Origin of the sequence: Sediminibacterium roseum (assembly GCF_009939005.1) — a bacterium.
Classification (GTDB): Bacteria; Bacteroidota; Bacteroidia; order Chitinophagales; family Chitinophagaceae; genus Sediminibacterium; species Sediminibacterium roseum.
In genome coordinates, this window is sequence record NZ_JAACJS010000002.1 from 683,387 (window position 1) to 706,050 (window position 22,664).

At 47.8% G+C, this 22,664-nt stretch carries 28 protein-coding genes; 16 read left to right on the forward strand and 12 right to left on the reverse strand.

Annotated elements, in window-relative coordinates:
- Positions 1-146 precede the first annotated feature (146 nt).
- From GWC95_RS02960 to GWC95_RS03005, 10 genes are all read left to right on the forward strand, one after another.
- On the forward strand, positions 147-2,354 hold the full coding sequence (locus GWC95_RS02960; protein ID WP_161817174.1) for a TonB-dependent receptor: 2,208 nt from the start codon (positions 147-149) through the stop codon (positions 2,352-2,354).
- Between the two features lie 36 nt (positions 2,355-2,390).
- A complete protein-coding gene (locus GWC95_RS02965) occupies positions 2,391-2,672 on the forward strand; it encodes a 2TM domain-containing protein (protein ID WP_161817175.1) in 282 nt (93 codons plus the stop codon).
- 18 nt (positions 2,673-2,690) lie between these two features.
- A complete protein-coding gene (locus GWC95_RS02970; protein WP_161817176.1) occupies positions 2,691-2,972 on the forward strand; it encodes a 2TM domain-containing protein in 282 nt (93 codons plus the stop codon).
- Positions 2,973-2,991: 19 nt separating this feature from the next.
- Positions 2,992-3,621 carry a hypothetical protein gene (locus tag GWC95_RS02975; protein WP_161817177.1) on the forward strand — a complete coding sequence of 210 codons (630 nt, stop codon included), beginning with the start codon at positions 2,992-2,994 and terminating at the stop codon, positions 3,619-3,621.
- A 65-nt stretch (positions 3,622-3,686) separates the two neighbouring features.
- Positions 3,687-4,283 (forward strand): hypothetical protein, encoded by a 597-nt coding sequence (locus GWC95_RS02980; RefSeq protein ID WP_161817178.1) that lies wholly within the window; start codon positions 3,687-3,689, stop codon positions 4,281-4,283.
- 2 nt (positions 4,284-4,285) lie between these two features.
- Complete coding sequence (locus GWC95_RS02985) at positions 4,286-4,873, forward strand: hypothetical protein (protein WP_161817179.1); 588 nt, start codon at positions 4,286-4,288, stop codon at positions 4,871-4,873.
- A complete protein-coding gene (locus tag GWC95_RS02990; protein WP_161817180.1) occupies positions 4,866-5,150 on the forward strand; it encodes a winged helix-turn-helix domain-containing protein in 285 nt (94 codons plus the stop codon). The genes GWC95_RS02985 and GWC95_RS02990 overlap by 8 nt, the downstream gene beginning before the upstream one ends.
- Positions 5,151-5,256: 106 nt before the next feature.
- Positions 5,257-6,192, forward strand: coding sequence for an ABC transporter ATP-binding protein (locus GWC95_RS02995; protein ID WP_161817181.1), 936 nt, complete (start codon positions 5,257-5,259; stop codon positions 6,190-6,192).
- Positions 6,170-7,045, forward strand: a complete 876-nt coding sequence (locus GWC95_RS03000; RefSeq protein ID WP_161817182.1) for an ABC transporter permease — start codon at positions 6,170-6,172, stop codon at positions 7,043-7,045. Before GWC95_RS02995 ends, GWC95_RS03000 begins: the two co-directional genes overlap by 23 nt.
- A gap of 23 nt (positions 7,046-7,068) precedes the next feature.
- Positions 7,069-7,761 carry a LolA family protein gene (locus GWC95_RS03005; protein WP_161817183.1) on the forward strand — a complete coding sequence of 231 codons (693 nt, stop codon included), beginning with the start codon at positions 7,069-7,071 and terminating at the stop codon, positions 7,759-7,761.
- 83 nt (positions 7,762-7,844) lie between these two features.
- On the opposite strand, the gene pdxA is transcribed toward GWC95_RS03005, so the two are convergent.
- Positions 7,845-8,936: a 4-hydroxythreonine-4-phosphate dehydrogenase PdxA gene (pdxA, locus tag GWC95_RS03010; protein ID WP_161817184.1), complete on the reverse strand. Its 1,092-nt coding sequence runs from the start codon at positions 8,934-8,936 to the stop codon at positions 7,845-7,847.
- Between the two features lie 159 nt (positions 8,937-9,095).
- Between pdxA and rsmA the strand changes: the two genes are divergently transcribed.
- The gene (gene rsmA, locus GWC95_RS03015; RefSeq protein WP_161817185.1) at positions 9,096-9,851 is read left to right on the forward strand and encodes a 16S rRNA (adenine(1518)-N(6)/adenine(1519)-N(6))-dimethyltransferase RsmA; all 756 of its coding nucleotides are present in this window, start codon (positions 9,096-9,098) and stop codon (positions 9,849-9,851) included.
- A gap of 38 nt (positions 9,852-9,889) precedes the next feature.
- Entirely contained in the window at positions 9,890-10,819 is a 930-nt protein-coding gene (locus tag GWC95_RS03020; protein ID WP_161817186.1) for an NAD(P)-dependent oxidoreductase, read from the forward strand.
- Positions 10,820-10,914: 95 nt separating this feature from the next.
- Here the strand turns inward: GWC95_RS03020 and GWC95_RS03025 are convergent, their stop codons facing one another.
- The 4 genes from GWC95_RS03025 to GWC95_RS03040 are packed head-to-tail and all read right to left on the reverse strand — an operon-like array spanning position 10,915 to position 13,665.
- Positions 10,915-11,598: a hypothetical protein gene (locus GWC95_RS03025; protein WP_161817187.1), complete on the reverse strand. Its 684-nt coding sequence runs from the start codon at positions 11,596-11,598 to the stop codon at positions 10,915-10,917.
- Positions 11,599-11,607: 9 nt separating this feature from the next.
- Positions 11,608-11,982 (reverse strand): GntR family transcriptional regulator, encoded by a 375-nt coding sequence (locus tag GWC95_RS03030; protein ID WP_161817188.1) that lies wholly within the window; start codon positions 11,980-11,982, stop codon positions 11,608-11,610.
- Between the two features lie 8 nt (positions 11,983-11,990).
- Positions 11,991-12,818, reverse strand: a complete 828-nt coding sequence (locus tag GWC95_RS03035; RefSeq protein ID WP_161817189.1) for a hypothetical protein — start codon at positions 12,816-12,818, stop codon at positions 11,991-11,993.
- A 10-nt stretch (positions 12,819-12,828) separates the two neighbouring features.
- Positions 12,829-13,665, reverse strand: a complete 837-nt coding sequence (locus GWC95_RS03040; RefSeq protein ID WP_161817190.1) for an ABC transporter ATP-binding protein — start codon at positions 13,663-13,665, stop codon at positions 12,829-12,831.
- Positions 13,666-13,848: 183 nt separating this feature from the next.
- On the opposite strand from GWC95_RS03040, the gene greA reads away from it, so the two are divergent.
- Together greA and GWC95_RS03050 are read left to right on the forward strand one after the other, a co-directional pair.
- A complete protein-coding gene (gene greA / locus GWC95_RS03045; protein WP_161817191.1) occupies positions 13,849-14,322 on the forward strand; it encodes a transcription elongation factor GreA in 474 nt (157 codons plus the stop codon).
- 25 nt (positions 14,323-14,347) lie between these two features.
- Complete coding sequence (locus GWC95_RS03050; RefSeq protein WP_161817192.1) at positions 14,348-14,737, forward strand: HIT family protein; 390 nt, start codon at positions 14,348-14,350, stop codon at positions 14,735-14,737.
- Between the two features lie 13 nt (positions 14,738-14,750).
- Here GWC95_RS03050 and ruvC read toward each other — a convergent pair whose 3' ends face one another.
- On the reverse strand, positions 14,751-15,311 hold the full coding sequence (ruvC, locus tag GWC95_RS03055) for a crossover junction endodeoxyribonuclease RuvC (RefSeq protein ID WP_161817193.1): 561 nt from the start codon (positions 15,309-15,311) through the stop codon (positions 14,751-14,753).
- A gap of 144 nt (positions 15,312-15,455) precedes the next feature.
- Between ruvC and GWC95_RS03060 the strand changes: the two genes are divergently transcribed.
- Together GWC95_RS03060 and GWC95_RS03065 are read left to right on the forward strand one after the other, a co-directional pair.
- Complete coding sequence (locus tag GWC95_RS03060) at positions 15,456-16,580, forward strand: lysylphosphatidylglycerol synthase domain-containing protein (RefSeq protein WP_161817194.1); 1,125 nt, start codon at positions 15,456-15,458, stop codon at positions 16,578-16,580.
- 5 nt (positions 16,581-16,585) lie between these two features.
- Entirely contained in the window at positions 16,586-17,386 is an 801-nt protein-coding gene (locus tag GWC95_RS03065) for a DUF3108 domain-containing protein (RefSeq protein ID WP_161817195.1), read from the forward strand.
- A 64-nt stretch (positions 17,387-17,450) separates the two neighbouring features.
- Here the strand turns inward: GWC95_RS03065 and GWC95_RS03070 are convergent, their stop codons facing one another.
- The 6 genes from GWC95_RS03070 to GWC95_RS03095 form a co-directional block, all read right to left on the reverse strand.
- Complete coding sequence (locus GWC95_RS03070) at positions 17,451-17,780, reverse strand: hypothetical protein (protein WP_161817196.1); 330 nt, start codon at positions 17,778-17,780, stop codon at positions 17,451-17,453.
- Positions 17,781-17,967: 187 nt separating this feature from the next.
- Positions 17,968-18,837: an MBL fold metallo-hydrolase gene (locus tag GWC95_RS03075; RefSeq protein ID WP_161817197.1), complete on the reverse strand. Its 870-nt coding sequence runs from the start codon at positions 18,835-18,837 to the stop codon at positions 17,968-17,970.
- A gap of 83 nt (positions 18,838-18,920) precedes the next feature.
- Entirely contained in the window at positions 18,921-20,219 is a 1,299-nt protein-coding gene (locus tag GWC95_RS03080; protein WP_161817198.1) for an MFS transporter, read from the reverse strand.
- 146 nt (positions 20,220-20,365) lie between these two features.
- Positions 20,366-21,163: an undecaprenyl-diphosphate phosphatase gene (locus GWC95_RS03085; RefSeq protein ID WP_161817199.1), complete on the reverse strand. Its 798-nt coding sequence runs from the start codon at positions 21,161-21,163 to the stop codon at positions 20,366-20,368.
- A 110-nt stretch (positions 21,164-21,273) separates the two neighbouring features.
- Entirely contained in the window at positions 21,274-21,534 is a 261-nt protein-coding gene (locus GWC95_RS03090) for a DUF3098 domain-containing protein (RefSeq protein ID WP_161817200.1), read from the reverse strand.
- A gap of 86 nt (positions 21,535-21,620) precedes the next feature.
- Positions 21,621-22,496 (reverse strand): cell division protein FtsX, encoded by an 876-nt coding sequence (locus GWC95_RS03095; protein ID WP_161817201.1) that lies wholly within the window; start codon positions 22,494-22,496, stop codon positions 21,621-21,623.
- Positions 22,497-22,664 lie beyond the last annotated feature (168 nt).

Consider the following 22,664-nt stretch of genomic DNA (forward strand, 5'->3'; position numbering starts at 1 on the left):
TTAAAACAATATTAATCATTTTATTAATTTGAAAGAATGGGAAAAACACCCAAATCACTTGCGCTGGAAACCAAAAGAATTTATTTATCAAATAATTTGGTTTATAAAATAAACTGGTCTATGTTTGTCTTGTCAAACCAAAACAAATGAAAAAGCTAACAATCCTGCTTCTTACTGTTTTATCAGCAGGCTGGGTAAATGCCCAGGTAAAACTCTCCGGTAAAGTAACCGACAACCGCAACCACATCATAGCGGGCGCGAGCATACAGGTAAAAAATTCTTACGATGGCGGTGTCAGCGATTCTACCGGCCACTTTTCCTTCAAAACAACAGAAAAAGGCACACAGGTGATCGTGGTTACGAGCGTTGGTTACAAACCCGCCGAACAAACCATCACGATAGGAACGGATACCATCGACCTTATTTTCCTCCTCAAAGAAGAGATCAGCGAACTGAAAGCCGTAACCGTAACAGCGGGAAGCTTTGAGGCAGGCGACAAAAAACGCGCTGCTACCGTTCTGAGCCTGCTGGATGTAGTAACTACCGGCGGCGCCAATGCAGACATAACCGCCGTTGCCAAAACATTGCCCGGTGCACAACAGGTAGGAGAACAGGAAGGGCTCTTTGTTCGGGGTGGTGCGGGATACGAAACAAAACAGTTTATCGATGGAACGATGGTGAACAACCCCTACTTCAGCAGCGTACCCGATATTTCGCAACGCGGGCGTTTTTCACCCATGTTGTTCAAAGGAACGGTGTTCAGCACGGGCGGTTATTCTGCTTTGTACGGGCAGGCGCTTTCTTCCGCGCTCATTCTCGAAAGCATAGACATCCCGGAACGTTCCGAAGCAAGCGCATCCATCTCACCTATATTTTTAGGGGCCGCGATCCAGAACATTGCAAAAGATAAAAAATCGTCGTGGGGCGCCGACTACAACTACACGAACGTTGCGGCTTATTTCGCCCTCGTTAAACAAACGCCGGACTATTTTAAAGTACCCGAATTTCATGCAGCCTCTTTCAACTACCGCGCAAAAACAAAACGCGGCGGCATGATCAAGTTTTATACAACGTTTGCGGCCAACCAGCTCGGACTGCGCAGGCCCAACATCGATGACCCGTCTGTGAAAAATGCATTCGGCCTGAAGAATACAAACCTGTACAACAATTTCAGCTGGAGAGAAAACCTGGGCAATGGCTGGAAACTCAACCTGGGCGCTAGTTTCAGCACAGATCACAACGATATTACCAACCAGATCCAGGATGCGGGCAATGCACCCGTTACTACAGGACAGGTGTGGATAGACAGCACCAATTTCAACCTCACCACACGTGGCGACCTGAGCCAGGTCAAAGCGGTGTTCGATAAAAGATTGAGCGGCATCAGCATACTACGTTTTGGCGGTGAGTACCAGTATGCCTACAACAAAAGCTTGTACAATAGTTACAATGGTGTACTTTCTGATCATTATAAATCGTTGTTTGGTGAGGCGGACCTTTACATTACCAACGACCTCGCTGCAAAACTGGGTGCACGTTTTGAACATTCATCCGTGATCAACAAAGCGAACTTTGCCCCGCGTTTATCGCTCGCTTATAAAACAGGCGCCGGCGGGCAAATGAGCATCGCATACGGTGTTTTCTACCAGAAACCCGAGAATACGCAACTGAATTATACAACCAGTTTCGGATACACAAAAGCAACGCATTACATCATCAACTACATAAAAAACACAACACTGCAAACCTTCCGTGTAGAAGCGTTTTACAAACAGTATGATGATCTTGTAAAAACATTCCCCGCATACAACAACAGCGGAAGTGGTTATGCAAAAGGTGTGGAGCTGTTCTGGAGAGACAAAAAAACGTTCGAGGGTCTCGATTACTGGATCAGTTATTCATACCTCGATACAAAACGCGATTACCTGAATTACCCTGCGCAGCTTCAGCCAAACTTTGCCGCCAACCATACGGCCTCGCTGGTACTGAAAAAGTTTGTGACGAAATGGAACACAGGGTTCAACTTCACTTACTCATACGCAACCGGACGGCCTTACTATTTCTTCCAGAAGAACGGTACAAAATATGATATTGCCGACCAGGGTAAAACGATCGATTACAACTCACTTGGCTTCAGCACAAACTATCTCACCTCAATAGGTAAAGCATATGGTGTGTTTGTGTTCTCTGTAACCAATGTGCTCAACAGCAAACAGATCTTTGGATACAACTACTCCCACAATGGCGCCAGGAAAGAAGCAGTAACAACAACAGCGCCGCAGTTCTTTTTCATCGGCTTGTTCCTGAGCTGGGGAGTAGACAGGAGACAGGATGCGATCAACAACAACCTCTAATGCATCAAAATCAATAAACCCTAAAACCGACCAACCATGAACCCGCAACAACGCGACGACGAACTCTGGCAAACGGCAAAAGCAAGAGTCGCTTTCAAATGGAGCCTTGCAGTTTATTTTATTGTAAACGCATTTCTCGTGGCCCTTTGGTTTGTGACTGATGAGAACCACGATTACTTCTGGCCCGTATGGCCAATGATGGGCTGGGGACTGGGCATCGCATTCCAGTATTTTCATGCCTACCACGGTGGAAAACTCAACAACGTGAATGCAGAGTATGAGAAACTGAAAAGAAGGGAACAGGATCAGAACTTATAAACATAAAACGCAAATATCATGAGCACAAATGATGAAATATTATGGCACATCGCCAAGAAAAGAGCGTCTTTTAAAAAGCAGTTGCTGAGTTACATACTTGTTAACTGTTTCCTGTGGGGTGTATGGTTTTTATCCGACGACCGGTATACGCATCTGTCGTTTGGCAGTGCGCCCTGGCCGGTTTGGGTAATGTTTTGGTGGGGCATCGGTCTTGCGTTCTCTTTTGCGGGCGCATACATTGTAAACACCAAAGAATCCATTAGGGAAGAATTTGAGAAATTGAAAAAACAACAACACTAAAATTTTAAATACCTATTTTATGAAACAAGTACTTGTGATCATCAGTTTATTCCTCTGCGCGTTTGGTTCTGCACAGCCTAAATACGAAGGCGCGATGGGAAAAGGTTTACAACAATTGAAAGACGCAAAATCTGCAGATGACATGACCGCCACCGCAGCTTTTTTTGAAAGGGTGGGCGAGGCCGAAAAAGACAAATGGTTGCCCTACTATTATGCGGCTTATGCAAACTATCTTACCGGATGGATGAACCCGAAAGCAGACAAAGACAAAGTAGCAGAGAAAACAAAGGAACTTGTTACGAAAGCGGAAGCGCTCTCACCCAACAACTCTGAATTGTTTTGCCTTCGGCAAATGACGGCTATCCAGCAAATGACGGTTGACCCGATGACACGCTACCAGTCTTACGGCGCCGAGATCAATGCAAACACAGCCAAAGCAAAACAGGCAGATCCAACCAACCCGCGCGCATGGTTCGTAGATGCGCAATACTGGAAAAATGTACCTGAAGCTTTTGGCGGCGGAAAAGCAACCGCAAAAAAACTGGTTGAAAAATCGCTGGAGCTGTATAAAACGTTCAAACCGGCATCGCCCTTGCATCCTACATGGGGACAGGAGGAAGCGGAGAAACTTTTGGCTTCTTGTCAGTAATATGTGCATCTAATACAGCAGTGGTTGATGGGCCACTGCTATTTTTGTAAACCAACCGCTTACACATGGAAAACGAAGAAAAAGAATTGTCACCCAGGGAAAGTCTTGCATTGATCCAAACCATGATCAACAAGACGAAAGGAGCTGTTGCAGACGACAGTTTCCATTTTTTGTTGTGGGGATGGCTTGTATTCGGGTGTTGCGTGGCAGGATATGTATTGAAAGTATTTGTAGGCTACCCCAATCACTTCATTGTTTGGTGGCTGATGCCCGTTGGTGGAATTGTTTCAGGATGGTATGGGGCCAAACAGTCAAAACAGCAAAGGGTAAAAACGTTCCTGGACGAGGCATTGGGGTATTTGTGGCTCGCCATTGCCCTCTCGTTCATCGTGCTGGTGGCGGTAAATATGATTGGCGGGCAAGCATGGCAAACAGCGTTTACCTATTACATCCTGTTGTACGCGATCGGGACATTTGTAAGCGGCAGCCTGCTTCGTTTCAAACCGTTGGTGTATGGGGGATTGGTGAACTTCGGGTTGTGCGTGGTGTCTGCAAAATTTCAATACGATGACCAGTTGTTGATCGGGGCATTGGCAATATTGATCAGTTACATTATTCCCGGGCATTTACTCCGCCGCAGGTATCAAAAACAAAACAGTTAATCATGGAAGACGAAAAGCAACTCAGTGAAAAGGAAAGCCTGGCGCTCATTGCATCGATGATCAGCAAGGCAAAGAACTCTTATATCGATTCCGGTATAGGCCCTTTGTGCTGGGGTATATTGATTACTGTGTGCAGCCTTGTTACCTATGCGCAGCGCAAGTTTGCGTTTTCGATCGGTTTTGATATCTGGATATTGTCGTTGCTTGCGCTGATCCCACAGATTTATTTCAGCATCCGCTCGAAGAGAAACAGGACGTATACCACGCATGAAGAAGCGATGATGAATTACGTGTGGGGCACATTTGCGCTCAGTCTTTTTATGGTGAATTTTTACATCATCCACAACCATGCGCCCAAAGGCATTTCCCTGCAGATGATCATTTTCGGCATCCCTACATTTATCACCGGCGGTATACGCAAATTCAACCCGATGATCATTGGTGGCGTGGTCTGCTGGATCTGCAGCATTGCCAGCTATTACACCGATTTTCCAGAAGGCATGTTACTTATGGCATTATCAGCAACCAGCGCCTGGCTCATCCCTGGTATTATTTTACGCAGAAGGTACCTGAAACTCAAGCATGTTTAAAGAGCTCGATCCCATATTACACTCACAGTTGCGGCTCGCCGTGATGAGTTTGCTCATCTCGGTAAAAGAAGCGGAGTTCACTTTCATCCGCGAAAAGACCAATGCTACTGCCGGTAACCTGAGCGTGCAGGTGCAGAAGCTCAAAGAGGCGGGTTATATCGATGTGGTAAAACAATTCAAAGACAATTACCCCCAAACCACCTGCAAGATCACCCCGCAGGGGGTCGCGGCATTTGAGGCCTATGTGAAGGCCCTGCAGCAGTATCTGCAACCTTAGCGATATCCATTCACAAGTGCCCGGGCCTGCATTGGGAAAACTTTATGAACCCCGGATATAGATTCACAACGTACGGTTCGCCATTCACGCCTACCTTTGTATCCGCATGAGCCCGATCGTAAAAGTAACTTCCCTCACCAAACAGTTCAACAACCTCACCGCTGTTCAGGATCTTTCTTTTTCTGTGAACGAAGGAGATGTATATGGATTTCTCGGGCAGAACGGCGCGGGTAAAAGCACCACCATCCGTATGCTGCTTACGCTGATCAAGCCTACGCAGGGAACGGTGGAGATCTTTGGCAAGGAACTGTCGAAACACCGGAACGAAATATTGCGCGAAGTTGGCGCGGTCATCGAGAAACCGGATGTATACAAATACCTCTCTGCTTACGAAAACCTGAAACTGTTTGCCCGCCTGAGCGGTATGAAAGTGACCAGCCAGTTGCTCATGCAGCAGCTGGAAAAAGTAGGGTTGGCGGGCAGGGCAAAAGACACGGTAAAGACTTTTTCGCAGGGTATGAAACAACGCCTGGGCATTGCCATCGCGCTGGTACACGATCCGAAACTGATCATACTGGACGAACCAACCAACGGGCTGGATCCGCAAGGCATCGCAGACATCAGGAACCTGATCCTTCACCTGAGCCGCGACCTGAATAAAACAGTGATCGTATCATCGCATCTGCTGAGCGAGATAGAACAGGTAGCCACGCGGGTACTCATCATCAACAAAGGCAAAAAGATCATTGAGGGCAATGCCGAAGCACTTTTTGACCCTTCGCAAACCATTGTAGAGCTACAGACCTTCAACAACGAAGAGGCCTTACGGCAATTGCAGGCGAGTGAATGGAAAGAAAATATACAGCCACGGCGCGACGAATCATTGCTGGTTAAGCTGGATAAAAAACAGATCGCAGCTTTTCACCGCGACCTGGTAAGGATGAACATCGAAGTAATATCGGTGCAGCCGCGCCATTCGCTGGAGGATTATTTTTTACAGGTAACATCAGGTAAGCAACATGTGGACAGTTATACAAATTGAGTTATTCAAGATTTTCCGCAGGCCGAGAACCTATATCGCCTTTGCGGCCATTACGGGTTTGATCGGCATCATACAATTCGGCCTCAAACTCGATGGCGATGCGTATGTTGATTTCATGATGCGCGACATCACTTCTTCCATTACCGTAGAAGGAAAAATACTGAACGGTTACCAGGTTTGTTACATCGTATTGCAGGTGTTGCTGGTGCATGTTCCGTTGCTGATCGCACTTGTGGCCGCAGACATGGTATCGGGCGAGGCCAATATGGGAACGCTCCGCCTCATGCTCACCAAGCCCATCAGCCGCACGCGCTTCCTGCTTGCCAAGTTTGTGGCAACCATGGTGTACACGCTCCTGTTGCTTGTTTGGCTCGCCATTCTCGCGTTGTTCTTAAACATGATCATTTTCGGAACGGATGATCTCTTCCTGCTCAAATCGCAATACGTTGTGCTGCTGAAGAAAGACGATATTTTCTGGCGCTATGTATGGGCATTTGGTTTTGCGGCGCTGGCCATGACAACCGTTGCCTCGCTCGGTTTCCTGTTCTCGCTTTTTGCAGAGAACTCGATCGGCCCCATCGTGGCCACGATGAGCGTGATCATTTTCTTTACGATACTGAGCACCCTCAACATTGCTGTTTTCAATAAAATAAAACCGTTTCTTTTCACCACGCACATGATCGGCTGGAAAGAATTTTTTGACATCAAAGTGAACGATGCAAACGAAGCCATTGTTGGCAGCATCCAGAACCCGCAGCGCATCGTTCATTCGGCGCTGGTGCTGTTGTTGCACATCATCGGGTTTGTTACGGCTTCGGTATTGATCTTCAAGAAGAAGGATGTGTTGAGTTGACCTGTTCGCCCCAAATAATTATCATGAAAAAAATAACCATACTCCTGTTCATCATTCATTATTCACTGGTTGGCCATGCGCAGGACATGACCGCGCTTGTGGCAAAAGTGAAAGCAAAGCTTGACCTCGTAAACGATTACGAGGCAGATGGCAGGATGAAAACAGACGTTGCATTTATCAAAGCACCGATCGGAAAAGTAAAAGTGTATTACAAAAAGCCGAACAAGTTCCGTCTCAAAAAAGATGGCGGAATCTCGTTGTTACCCAAAGGAGGTGTGTCTGTAAACATGAATTCTATTTTCGGCATGACAGACTTCGTGGCCATTGCAGCGGGAGAAGCGGTTGTGGGCGGAACAAAAACGAAGATCGTAAAACTGCTCCCCAACAGCGAGAACAGCGAGATCGTTTTAACAACGATGTACATAGACGAGCAGAACCTCCTCGTAAAAAAGGCCGTAACCACAACCAAAGAGAACGGCACCTACGATATCGAGATGAACTACGGCCAGTTTGCGCAGTACGGACTGCCCGACAAGGTAACTTTCAGCTTCAACACCAAAGATTACAAACTCCCCAAAGGCATAACCCTCGAGTTCGACGATGAGCCAAAGGCGCAGACAGAAGCCGAGAAACTAAAGAACAGGAAAGGCAGGGTATACATTACCTACACCAATTACATCGTGAACAAGGGCGTAACGGATGCGGTGTTTAAATAGCGCACCGAACCTCCCTGATAAAAAATGCGGATCGTAAGGATCCGCATTTTTTATTATAGGTACATTTATCAACAACCGGTTGTTTATCCCTCACTCTCCTCGATCCGCTCATCCACCGCATTGGCAATGATCCTTGCGCTCATTTTCTTTAACGGGTTACGGCGCATATCTGCATATCCGTGGCGCATCCGTATAATCTCCACGCAGGTAAACAATGCGCCGAGAAACGAGCTGGGATCGGCTTTGTCTTTACCGGCTATGTCAAACGCAGTGCCGTGGTCGGGGCTTGTTCTTACGATCGGCAGTCCTGCGGTATAATTTGTTCCTTCACCCAGCGCAAGCGATTTGAAAGGGATGAGGCCCTGGTCGTGGTACATGGCGAGCACCGCATCGAACCGCTCAAAATGCCCGTGCGCAAAAAATGCATCTGCACTGTAGGGCCCGAAAACCATCATCGAGCGTTTCGCTTCCTTGATCGCGGGTTTGATGATCGATTCCTCTTCTTTGCCCACCAGGCCTTCGTCGCCGGCATGCGGGTTTAACCCGAGTACGGCAATTCTTGGTTTGTCTACCCCAAAATCTTTCTGCAGGCTGCTGTGGATGATCTTGAGTTTACCAATGATCGCTTCCGGCGTAATGTGTTTGGCCACATCGGTAACCGGCACATGCTCGGTTACCAAACCCACGCGCATGTTTTCCGCAACCATCAGCATTACCACATCGGGTACATTGAAGAAGGCCTTGAAATAGGGGGTGTGACCGCTGTAGTTGAACTCGGCCGACTGTATGTTTTTTTTATGGATCGGTGCGGTTACCAGCCCGTGGATATGACCGTCTTTCAACGCCTGCGTGGCTTGCTGCAGGGAAAGCAATGCATACTTTCCGCCGGTATCTGTAAGCTGGCCGGGTGTGATCGCCACTTCTTCTTCCCAGCAGTTCACCACGTTCACCTGTTTTGGGTTGAGGCGGTTGAGCTCCCTGGTATTGGAATAATTGAGGTTGTAGTCGGGCAAACCCTTTTTGTAGAAGTTGATGCATTTGTTGTTGGCAAAAACAACAGGTGTGCAGATATCGAGCAGGCGGTTATCAGACAGGGTTTTGATGATCAGTTCCAGCCCGATGCCATTGAGGTCGCCGCTGGTAAATCCGATAATGGGTTTTTGCTGTTCGTTCATTTGCAGTGTTTGAGGGGTAAAAATAAGAAGAATAGGTGAGGAATGGTGAATCATGAATAGCGGTTAACGATTGTGCCGGAGAAACGTGAACGGTGGACGCGGCGATACCGGAAACACCCATTGGCCCCTCACCACCAACTATTCACTACTTTTGCCGCAATGGAGTACACCCTTAAAAAATCGCTCGGCCAGCATTTCCTGAAAGACGAATCCGTTTGCCGCCGCATTGTTGCGGCTTTGGAGGAGGATCCGTTTGAGCGGCTGGTAGAAGTGGGCCCGGGAGGAGGGGCGCTTACGAAATACCTGTTGCCCTTGCCGGGCATCGATTTCAGGGCCGTTGAACTTGATGATGAGAAAGTGGTGTACCTCGAAAAAACATACCCGGCCATCCGCGGCAGGATCATACACCAAAGCATTCTTGATATTGACGCGCCGTTCGACCAACCTTTTACGGTGGTAGGTAATTTTCCGTACAACATTTCGTCGCAGATCCTGTTTAAGGTATTGGAGTGGAAGAATACGGTTCCGGTTATGATCGGCATGTTTCAGAAAGAAGTGGCGCAACGCATCACTTCAAAACCCGGAACCAAAGTATATGGCATAGTGAGTGTGCTGGTGCAGGCGTTTTACGAAGTGGAGTATTTATTTGACGTGCCACCCGAAAGCTTCAATCCACCACCCAAAGTGGTAAGCGGTGTAATCAGGCTGAAAAGAAAAAGCGATACCATAGCAATGGCAAGCGAGAAAAAATTGTTCACCCTCGTAAAAGCCGCTTTTAACCAACGCAGGAAAATGCTTCGCAACCCTTTGAAAGGGCTGTTTGAGAAAGAAATACTGCAGGACAAAATATTCGACAAACGCGCAGAGCAATTGAGCATCGACGATTTTGCCGCGCTTACTTTCAAGATGAGATAAGGCACTAAAAGGATTCACCGTTCACAAACAAAAACACCATGCAATCAGTGATCATCACGGCAAAAGTTCATCCTTATCTTCAGCAAACGCTGGAGGAGAAGGGTTATGAGGTGTTGTATCGGCCCGGAATCACGTATGAAGAATTGGGTGAGATCGTTGGTGGTGTGAGTGGGTTGATCGTAACTACAAGGATTAAGATCGATAAGGACATGATCGATAAAGCCGATAACCTGAAATGGATCGGCCGGCTGGGAAGCGGTATGGAGCTGATCGATGTGGCCTACGCGGAATCAAAGAACATCAGATGCGTAAGCAGCCCGGAAGGAAACAGGAACGCCGTTGCAGAACATGCATTGGGCATGCTGTTGGGCTTGATGAACCGGATCAATTCCAGCAACCAGGAAATCAAACAAGGCAAATGGCTGCGCGACGAGAACCGCGCGGATGAACTCACCGGCAAAACCGTTGGCATCATCGGATTTGGCAACACGGGCACCGCGTTCGCCAAATTGCTTGCTTCTTTCGATGTTACCGTAATGGCCAACGACGCCTATAAATCGGGCTTTGCCAAAAATTACATCCGCGAAGCGGGGATCGACCAGATCGTTCGTTATGCAGATGTGATCAGTTTACATCTCCCGCTCAACGATGAAACCTTTCATTTTGCAGGCGATGCCTTTTTTGATTCGCTCCTGCGAAAACCTTATTTCATCAATACCTGTCGTGGAAAGATCACCGACACCAGGGCCCTGATCCGCGCACTCCAGGCAGGTAAGATAAAGGGCGCCGCACTCGACGTGCTCGAAAACGAAAAATTACCAACCTATTCCAACGAAGAACAGGAAGACCTCAACTGGCTGCTGGCGCAACCCAACGTGATCATCACGCCGCACATTGCAGGGTATAGTCATGAAGCCTTCTATAAAATGGCAAGAGTGGTGCTGGAGAAGTTGGGGATCGTACAGTAGAACTTTTACACGGGTTAAGCAGGTTAAAAATAAAGAGGGTTAAAGAAGTGAACAACGAAGCTTCTTTAACCCTTTTCATTTGAAATTTATATTCCTTATTCCCTGCTTCGCAGCCCGAAATTTTCAATAGACCTTCCGCTCAATTGCAGGTTGGCGCGTTTGCCGAGTTGCAGTGAGCGTTGGCCGATCACGAGGTCCTTTGCATTGAATGAGCTGTTGTCATCGAGGCGGATGTTCATGGCCGCGATCGAATCCTTTGCTGAAACGCCGATGGATGCTGTATTTGCAGCAGCGATGGATAATGTTTTAAGACCGCCTGCCTTTACGTCAACTTCAGCTTTTCTGACTGCTTTAATGGAAAGATCAGCATTTATGTTCGAGACGATCCTGTATTCTCCATTTACCACATCGATGCTTTCAAGTTGTTTGGTGGTAATGATCATAGGCAGCCAGTGGCTGTAAGGCGATTGGTCCGTTTTGTCGAGGCTTATGTACAAAGTATCGTTCCTGACGTCGAAATTATAGGTTTTTCTTGCCGCGTAATAAGTGGCCACACCCGGTTCTTCACTGTTACCAACGCGGATCTCGAACCTGCCGTTCTTCAGCGTGTTCGTGTCTGTGAGGTCTTTGATGTGTGAGAAAGCGGGGAGTGTTTTTTTGATGTAAGGGTTTTCAAATTTCCCTTTGTCGTATTCACTCTTGAGTTTGAAGTTTACCACCGTGAGGGTAGCAAAGCCACCGGTAACAGCGAGTAGTGCGATAAGCGTACTTGTTTTCATAAATTATTTTTAAGCGCCTTTTTGTTTGTTGATAAATGCGTTGTACTGGTTTTGCAGTTCTTCGATCGATATGTTGAGCAAATGCGCCGTTCTGAAGATTTTCGGAAGTTCTTCATCCAGGAACTCCGATTTGCGGAGCGCCGTTGCTTTTGCAATTCCATCGGTAGAAACAAAATAGCCCACACCCCTTTTGTTGTTGATGATGTCTTTTCCCTGTAAAAACTCAAACGTCCGCATCACCGTATTCGGGTTCACTTCCAGCTGCACCGCCATTTCGCGCACAGAGGGGATGCGTTCGTCTTCCCTGAATGTTTTCAGTAAGATCTTTTCACAGATCAGCTCTGCGATCTGCAGGTAAATGGGTTGCTGGTTGTTGAATTCCATTGTTCGGGTTAAACCTGTTTTTCTTTCAATCTGAAATAACTGCCCATCCAGAACAAAACATAAAACATGCCCGGTACGAACCAGGTCAGGAAGCTTGTCCATGCGGCGGGCAAATGTACGATACCCTTAACGGTCTCGTCGTTGCCAACGCGTAAACTCGTATTGAAAAGATTATCGCCACCCGGCATTACATCGTCCGGCACCAGGGTCCTCATCCCGTAATAACTGTAAAACATATAAGCAACACCACCGATGATCGTAAGCAACGCTGTTTTTACAAAGGCATTTTTTTCGAAGCACAAAGAACCGTAATGGCTGATGGCGGTTACGATAAATGAAATAGTGATCCCGTTTAAAATTTCGGGATTGGTGAAGTCGACCGGTTTGGCGGTGTAAAACGCGATGTATTCCGGTGAAACATTCGCCGGCATTTTGTGGAATTTGTTGTAGGCAGCGACCATCACATGATCCACCAGGAAGAATACGATGAAATAAACAACAAAGAAAACGATCTGCGTAAACAAAAATCCGATCATCAGTTTTTCTGTATGCGACGAAGGAAGGTTAAGGTATTGAATGCCCTTTGCCTTGTTGTTGAAAAAGCTGTAGAAGGTAGAAGCAAAAAGTCCGCCCATAAACAGTATCCCGATGATGAAGAAGATAACCGGCGCCTCTTCGGGAAACCTTGAATTCAAACAGGCGAGCACCGTAAAACCGTATAGTACGAAAAGCAGGCCGGCCAAAATGGCGATGTATAAAAGATAAGTGGTGCTGTGCTCCTTGATGAATTTTTTTAGAAGCAAACCAAACCTCGAAAAACTGAAAGTATCGTTCATAAGAGTTTTATTAGTTGCTGAACAGGGATTGTATTTTGGTTTTGTTTGCGATGGCTGCATTGAAGAACAATTCTGTATCCATTCTCACATTTTCATCCTCGCCGTTGTTGAGCACCACGGCCGATGTGCCCAGCAGGTTGTTTTCAGAATAGAGGCTGTCCAGCGCATCGCCCTCTTCCTGGTATTGCCTGAACGCAATTTTTTGCGTGATGGTATTGATGTTGGCATTGAGGATGAGCTCGCCCTCGTCTACGATGATGATGTTGTCGATCAGGCTGTCGAGGTCGCGCACCTGGTGTGTGCTGATGATCACGCAGCGCTCGTCTGTAACGGTTGCCGCCAGCATTTTCCTGAACTGCCGCTTGGATGGAATGTCGAGGCCATTGGTGGGCTCATCCAGTATCAGCAACTGTGTATTTGCCGCAATTCCCAATGCGATCCAGGTTTTTTTCTTCTGGCCATAACTCATGGCCTTGAGGTTGGTTTGCGGAACGTCGAAATCATTCAGCAAACGGAGAAAAAGCTGTTTGTCGAAATTGGGATAAAACGGCGCATGGTCGTCTGCAAAGCCGATCACATCTACATCGGGTGTTTCAATTTCTTCGGGAATTACAAATACTTTCTCAAGAAAAGAGGGTTGGCGCCTCCGCGGCTCCTGTCCCAGCACCTCAACCTTGCCGGCTGATGGGAAAACCAGCCCAGAGATCAATTTCAATAAGGTTGATTTGCCCGCACCGTTCTTCCCGAGCAGCCCGTAAATATGCCCCGCTTCAACCGTAAGCTTGAGGTTGCGGTACAGCGGTTTCTTTTTCCTGTAACCAAAATGCACTTCCGAAAACTGGATCATAAATCGTGTATTAGTGTGATAGTACACTACAAATGTATAAATATGGGTTAAACCACCAAATTATTTTTTCGGGTGATGTGTAATCTGGCGTCTATGGGAAAGTTTTTTGTATTTTTGACACATGCAACGCCGCAGTAAAATGTGGCGTTGTATTTTTTTTGACTCTTTTAAACAGAATGAGATATGAGTGACACTATGTATGTAACAAAAGAGACATTCGACAAGCTTCGCGAAGAACTGCACAGGATGAAAACCGTTGATCGCCCCGCTTCTTCCCGCGCCATCGCGGAGGCGCGCGAAAAGGGCGATCTGAAGGAAAATGCCGAATACGATGCCGCCAAAGAAGCGCAGGGGATGCTCGAAGCCAAGATCAAACAACTGGAAGGCTCTATTTCCACCGCCAAGATAATCGATGCCAGCTCTATCGATACGAGCAAGGTTACGATCCTCACCAAAGTGACCATCACCAACATGGCCACCAAAAAAACCGTTACCTACCAGCTCGTGGGTGAGAAAGAAGCCGATCTCAAACTCGGGAAGATCTCAGCCGGATCGCCCATAGGCAAGGGCCTGATGGGAAAAGTAGTGGGCGAGATCGCTGAGGTACAGGCCCCGAACGGGGTGATGAAATTCAGGGTAGACGATATTTCCATTTAATTTCAAACCTGCCTAAACCTGCGGCATGACCCTTTTTACCAAAATAATCGATGGCCAGATCCCATCCTACAAGATCGCGGAGAACGATAGGTTCTTTGCGTTCCTGGATATTTTTCCATTGGTAGAGGGGCATGTACTGGTTGTTCCCAAGGTGGAGGTCGATAAGTTTTTTGATATTCCCGATGCGATCATTGGCGAACTGCTCCTGTTCGCCAAACCCATCGCAAAAGCGATTGAGCAAACCTTCGACTGCAACCGCTGCGGCATCAGTGTAGTGGGTCTCGAAGTGCCGCATGCGCACCTGCACTTGGTTCCCATCAACAGTGCCGACGACCTGAACTTTAACCGGCCGAAACTTAAGCTTTCGCCAGAAGAATTAAAAGCGATCCAGCAAAGGATCGTTGCGGCATTGTAGAATTTACAGGAAGTTATTTTTTGACCCGGCCGGGGTTTTTCGCGATAAATTCATCCCATCCCTTTGGCCCTTTGGCCACTTTCCCCAAAACAGAACTGCTTTGGTAATGATGGCAAAGCGCCACCGCCAAAGCATCTGTAGCGTCGAAGTACTGTGGCTTTTCCTCGATGCTGAGTACGCGTTGCAGCATGCGCCAGACCTGGTCTTTGTCTGCATTGCCATTGCCGGTAATGGATTGTTTTACTTTTTTAGGCGAGTATTCGGTAACCGTCATTTTTGCCTGCATGGCTGCGGCGATGGCCACACCCTGCGCCCGCCCCAGCTTGAGCATACTCTGCACATTCTTCCCGAAGAACGGCGCCTCGATCGCGAAGGTTGAAGGCTGGTAAAGCTGTATGAGCTCGCACACTTTGCTGTGGATCAGGTCGAGGCGCGCATAGATGTCTTTCTCCTTCGTGAGTTTCAAAACATCCATCAGGATCACCTGCGGCTGGCCGTTGTTGATGCGGAGCAGGGCAAACCCCATCAGTTGTGTTCCAGGATCTATCCCCAGAATGATCTCGCCTTTCTTCATCGTAGCGTGAAATTACGGCGTTCGGGGCATAGTTTTTTTAGATCTGTACAGGGTGGACGGCTTCGTGAACCCTGGAGCATCCATTGTGAGGAAGTGGTGCTGCCGGCGATAATGGCTATTGTTTGATCAGAACTCAAAACCGCAATGAATAACATACCGCTACCCACCGAATCGCAGTTAACCATTGGCGATGCGCACCTTACGATCGACGATTCCCGATTCAAAACCCGCGATTCCCGCATTTACCCGTTCTTTGCAACGGTAAAACAGTACCCCCTGAATAAAAAGCTAAAAATATTTCTCAACTATTTTGTAGGCCCCATCCTTTTTGTGTGGCTTTCTTATTCGATCTACCGCCAGGTGCAGCGGCAGGGCGATGTGCAGCAGTCGTGGCAACTGATCCGTTCTGCTTTTGCCGGCCCGCAGTTGCTCAAGTTGCTTTCTGTGATTGCCCTGGTACTGTTGAATTATGGAATAGAGGCGCACAAATGGCAATTGCTCATGGTCCGTATCCAGCGTGTTTCGTTTGGCAGGGCGTTCCGGGCGGTATTATCGGGGCAGGCGCTCGGTTTCAATACCCTCAACAGGGTTGGCGAATCGGCCGGCCGCGCCATCTTTCTCGACGAAGGAAACAGGTTGCGCGGCATCGTGCTCTCCGTGGTAGGCAGCCTTGCGCAGATCATTGTGATCTTTTGTATGGGACTCGGCGCGCTGCTTTACATGCGTTTTAACATTCTCAGTGAAACACAGCAGATCGGCGGGTTGTCAACCTTGTGGCTCGACGGGCTGATCTATGCCATTGCCGCCGGAACGGTCGTTGCGGTATTGATGTATTTCCGTTTGTCGTGGCTCATCAAACTGCTCGAAAAGGTTCCCTTCATCGCGAAGTACCGTTTCTTTGTTCAGGCGATGGAAGATTTTCACTGGAGGGAATTAACAAAAATTTTGTTCCTTTCTGCCGGCCGGTACGTTGTATTTGTGGTCCAATACCTGCTGCTGTTACAGGTGTTCGATGTGAACATAGCCTGGTTTGATGCGGCGTGCATGGTTTGTGTGATGTTCCTTGTATTGGCCATCGTACCCACCATTGCACTGGCTGAACTGGGTTTCAGGGGCAAGATCAGCCTGCAGCTGTTTGGTTTGTTAAGCACCAATACGATCGGTATTGTGGCAACGGCGGCTGGTATCTGGATCATCAACCTGATATTGCCAGCCATTGCCGGCAGTTTGTTTATATTGAGTGTGCGATTGTTTAGAAATAAATCTTAGAGGCGTTGAAAAAAATAGTTATTCTTTTTTGCATTGTATCATCCCTTTGCTGGAAACCGGTGGCCACCGCCGACGATTTCTGCGGTATCCGCAACCGTTCTTTCCAGGATGGTGAAAACATTTCTTACCATGTTTTTTATGCAGTTGCCGGTATTTACATCAATGCGGGCACGGCCAATTTTACCGTTAACCAGGAAAGTTTTGCCAACAGGCCCGTTTACCATGTGATCGGGACGGGGAGCTCGAACCCGAGTTACGACTGGATCTTCCGCCTGCGCGACAAATACGAATCGTATATCGATACGGCTTCTCTCAAGCCCCTGAAATTTGTACGCGACATCAATGAAGGCGGTTTCAAGAAATACGAGAACATCACCTTTAACCACAATGCAAACACGGCGGTAACAACAGAGGGTGTGTACAAAGTGCCGGATTGCATTCAGGATGTGCTGAGCTCTATCTATTATGCACGCAACATCGATTTCAACAAATACAAGCCCGACGACAAGATCCCTTTCCAGATGTTCCTGGATAATGAGGTGTACAATCTCTACATCAAATACATTGGAAAAGAAACCGTGAAAACGAAATACGGTAAATTCAAAGCCATCAAATTCAAACCCCTGCTCATCAAGGGAACCTTGTTTGAGGGCGGCGAAAAAATGACCGTGTGGGTGAGTGATGATGCCAACCATATTCCCCTGCGCATCGAGAGCCCTATCGTGGTGGGATCCGTGAAAGTGGATATGATGCAATACAGGAACCTGAGATATCCCCTGAGCTCAATGATCAGCTTTAATCATTAAACAACCAACCCGGGCTTACGGTTCCTGCCGTATAGGATTGCAATGCCGGAACAAGCATCAAGGTTCATTCGAGATGGATCCTGTTCAGTTGCGAATTCCGGTAAGCATACATACAGATGCCCGTGATAATAACCGCTGCTACCAGGCAGCCCGACATCAACCCGCCAAACAGCGACTCATAATTTTTTTGCCCGATATAGGCGCCAAGAACAATAGATGCAGCCGACACGATACCGGAAACCCCGGCGATAACGGCATTGGCGGTGCGGTTGGAAATTTCTATGCGGGCATTGCAATCGCCGCAGTTGGTAACAGAAAAATTGTTGAGCTGTACGAATTTCTTGAACGAAATACGCTGGCCACAGCTCGGGCAGCAGGCAGTTTGGTTTCTCATTGGATACGGTTTTGTTTACACAATTCCTGGGCATCTAAAATACTAATCCACAACAGAAACCATTACCGTAAAACACCGAAATACATCGTTGAAAAGACCGTAAAAAGCATAGACACGCGGCCTGTAACCGTGTAGTGATATGGCTTTCGGCGGATGGGTTTGTACTAATCAACTACCGGCCGTTCGTTTACAGGTCGCCGAGTGTAAAGCTTTCTTTTGGCCGTATGCCTTTTTCGGTCTGCTGTACCGTGCAGCATTCGTTTGCCGCATCGTGTTCAAAATAGAGGATGTAATCTTTGTCGGCCGCCTCCTGCAAAAAGCTTTTCTTTTCCTGCAGGGTGGTTAGCGGGAACATATCATACGCCATCACATAAGGCAACGGCATATGCGCGGCAGAGGGCAGCAGGTCGGCCATGTACACAATGGTCCTGCCTTTGTAACTGATCTGCGGTAACATCATTTTATCTGTGTGCCCATTCACAAAACGCACTTCTATGTTTTCTGAAAAAGAAGTGCGGGCAAGCAGCCCATCCATACCCATTCCTTTCTCCGGCACGTTTACAAACTGTAGCTGGCCGCTTTCTTTGATAGGCAAAATATTTTCTTTGAGGAATGAGGCCTTCTCCCTTTCATTGGGGGTGGTTGCCCATTGCCAGTGGTCTTCGTTGCTCCAGTAGGTTGCGTTCTTAAAGGCGGGCACCAGTTTATCTCCTTCTCTCACGATACTCCCACCGCAATGATCGAAATGCAGGTGCGTGAGAAAAACATCCGTGATATCGTTCCGGTGAAAGCCGTGCGCGGCAAGTGATTTGTCGAGCGTGTCGTCGCCATGCAGGTAATAATGGCCAAAGAATTTTGCATCCTGCTTGTTGCCCATGCCATTATCGATGAGCAAAAGTTTACCATTGTCTTCAACCAGCAAACAACGCAGCGCCCATGCGCACATGTTGTTCTCGTCTGCCGGGTTCAGCTTGTTCCAGATGCTCTTCGGCACCACCCCAAACATAGCGCCGCCATCGAGCTTGAAGAAACCAGCGTTGATTGTATATATATTCATAATAATAAAGACTTTGATAATTAGTAATTAGGAATTAGGAATTAATAATTGGTGTTTTCTCCTTAATTCCTAATTCCTAATTCTTAATTCCTAATTTTTCTGTTTCCTGTTGCCAACAACGCCAGTCCGATCACAAAGAATACTGCGAGGACCAGGACGGAGTTTCGCTGCGATCCGCTGAGCTCGGTGATGTAGCCGAAGCTCAGCATGCCGATTACGATCGCGATCTTTTCTGTTACATCGTAGAAGCTGAAGAAGGAAGTGGTGTCTTTGGTTTCAGGCATCAGTTTGGCATACGTGCTCCTGCTGAGCGATTGAATGCCTCCCATTACAAAACCCACCACCGTGGCAAGGCCATAAAACTCGAAGATGCCGTTCCTCGGTAAAAAATAGCCGATAACGCAGGCTACGATCCATAAGCAGATGGTGATCATCAGCGCTTTGAAATTGCCCATTTTCTCAGACATCCTTGCAATAAAATAAGAACCGGGTATCGCCACGAGTTGAATGATCAGGATCGATATGATCAGGTTGTTCGTAGGAATGTTCAATTCGCTTTTGCCGTATAATGTTGCTACCAGCATTACTGTTTGCACACCCATGTTGTAAAAGAAAAATGCGACCAGGTATTTTTTCAAGACAGGAAGGTGCTGGACCTGTTTCCATACTTTTCTCAATTCCTTATAGCCATGTGTAAATACACTGCCGCGATCTGTTTGCCGGGCAATGGGCGTGCCCTTGGGCAGGCGCGACAAAGAGAACTGTGCAAATGCCCACCACCAGATACCCACCAGCAGGAAAGAGATCTGGGAACCCTTACCGGCCGTCATGCCAAACGGTTTAGCCAGCACAAAAACAAAACAGATGATCTGCAGGATCACGCTTCCGATATAGCCCATGGCATATCCCTTCGCACTCACACGGTCCTGGTCCTGTGGCGCCGCTATTTCCGGGAGGTAAGAATTGTAAAAAACAAGGCTGCTCCAGTAACCGGTGCAGGCAATAATCAGGCAAAGCAGGCCGAACCCTAAATTGCTGCTGTCAAAAAAATACAGGGCAGAGCAGGCGATCGATCCGATGGTGCAGAAAAAGAAAAGGAAACTCTTTTTGTTACCCTTGTAATCTGCAATGGAGGAAAGCAGGGGGGAGAGGATAGCGACCACCATGAACGCAATGGCCAATGCATAATTGTAGAGAGCCGTATTTGAAAATTCCCTTCCGAGAAAAACAACACTGTCGTTTAAGGTTTCATCTTTGCCATCGCCGGTAACCGCTTCGTAATAGGCAGGGAAGATGGTGGAAGTGATCACGAGATTGTAAACACTGTTGGCCCAATCGTACATTGCCCAGCCATTGATCACTTTTTTAGGAGCAGTTTGCATGTGGTGGATTTTGGTCTTTTTAAAGATAAGCAGGATTGGGGGTTGCTGGAGTTTTTGTTGCCACGGATTTCACGGAATGACACGGATGGCTTGCCCTGCATCGGTTCTGTTGGAGTTGGATAGGGATGCGGGTGGGTGGATCGGGGTTATTTTAGATAGCCGGTCAGTACCAGCACCAGTAACACCGCGCCGGCGATTACCCGGTACCAGCCAAACAGACGGAAGCCGTATTTCTGTAAAAAGCCGATGAAGAACTTGATCGCAAGCATGGCCACCACAAACGCGATGATGTTGCCCAGTCCGAGCGCGATGAGGTTGTTTTTGTTTTGCAATACCTCGGGGTTTTCTTTCCAAGCTTTTAATAATTTATAGCCTGTGGCGGCGGCCATGGTTGGCACGGCGAGGAAAAAAGAAAACTCGGCGGCAAGGTTGCGTGTTAACTTCTGCTGCATGCCGCCGATGATGCTCGCCGCGCTGCGGCTGGTTCCGGGGATCATCGCGAGGCATTGCCAGATGCCGATGGTGAACGCTTTGGATAAACTGATGTTTTCTTCCTTGTCTACCGTTGGCTGTTTAAAGAGGGAGTCGATGAACAGCAACACAAAACCGCCCACAAGCATGGTGATCGAAACCGTGAGCGGGCTCTCGAGCAGGTTGTCGATCTTGCTGGAAAACACGGCGCCCAATACCAATGCCGGGATAACGGCAATGATGAGTTTGAAATAAAAATTCAGTTTGTTGAACGACAGGAACTTTCGCCAGTACAGCACTACAACAGAGAGTATCGCCCCGAATTGTATCGCTACTTCAAAGAGTTTTGTAAAGGGGTCGGAAGAAATGCCCAGCAGGGAGCTGGCTATGATCATGTGGCCCGTTGATGAGATGGGTAAAAACTCCGTCAAGCCTTCGATGATGGCAATGATAATGGTCTGAAAAATGGTCATGGTAGTTCTTGTTAGATTCTGGAGCCCGGATAAGGGGTAGGGTAAAATAAGTAGAAGAGCGATGCACAGGCACCGCTCTTCTACTTATCGTTTGCAGCCGGCCTTGTGGCTTACTGCGTAACTACAACTGCTTTTGGTTTCTTGAAGATCGCGTACACTTCAACCAGCAATCCGAGCACGATCAGGATCGGCGCGATGGTGATGCGGGTTGTGCTGTAAACCTCGTTGGTATTGAATACCCTCGGATCTGCGCTTTTGCCACCGCTCATCAGGAACATACCAAGGGCAATAACGATACCGCCGATGATCATCCATGTATAATTGTCTTTCGTAAAAAGGGCCGAATTCACGTTTTGTTTTTTGTCGCTCATTTGGTAAGTTTTATAGTGTGTAAGATAGGGAAAAGTTGGATCAGTCGGGAAGCAGGAGGTGAATGTTCTCGTTACCCGCTCCTGGCTTAATACAGGTCGTCCAGTTTCATTTTCAGGTATTTCAAAACGCTCCGGTGCGTACTGTAAACAGAGATGCCCACGCCGAGCAGGATGAGCCCGCCGAACAGGATCAGGGTCAGTTTTACATCGCGTATGGTCTTGAGCTGCGGAAACTGGTTCTCGGCCCAGCCGATGAGCATGAACAGCACAAAAATGGCGATGCCCGAGCTGATCAATCCATTGATGAGCGCCCTCAGGTTCAGCGGCTTTGCGATAAAACCCCGTGTGGCACCCACCATCTGCATGGTTTTGATGAGGAAACGGTTGCTGAACATCGCGAGCCTGATGGTATTGTCGATGCTGAACACCACGATCAGGCAAAGCACCACGGCCACCACCAGGAAGATGAGGCCTATTTTCGATGCGCGTTCATTCAGGTTGCTTACGAGTATCTTCGGGTATTGCAGTTCCGTGATCTGGTCGCCATAAGCGGCCATCAGGTTACTGGAGATCTTGTTGAGGCTGTCTGAATTTACATAGTTCGCTTTCGCATAAAAATCGATGCTTTCAGGTAGCGGGTTCACATCCAGGATCTTTGCCCAGTCTTCGTTGTTCTCTTTGTTCCAGATCTCCTGCGCCGCTTTTTTGTCTACGTACACCACGTTCTTGGCATACGGCTGCGCCGCGATGTATTGCTGGATCTGGCCTATGGTATCCTTGTTGAGGGTACGCAGGTAAGCGCTCATCCGGATATCTTCCTTGAAAGCATTTCCCACCGAACTGATGTTCAGGAAAAACCATCCCATAATGCCCATGATCAGTAAAACAAGCGCCACGCCTACGATGCTGTAAATGTAATTGGGCTTGCTTCTTTTCATTGATGATTTGCTCAGATCTGCCATGTATCGAAAGATTTAATAGTTCAACGCCAATCGTTTTAACCTGCCTCCCTCCCTTCGCCCTTCGCCGGGAAGCCGCCGGGGATGTGGCAAATGTACGCCAAACACTTACATTTGCAACCCACACCCAACCCTAATTTGCTTTTTGAAAATAGCGCATTCGGAAACGGG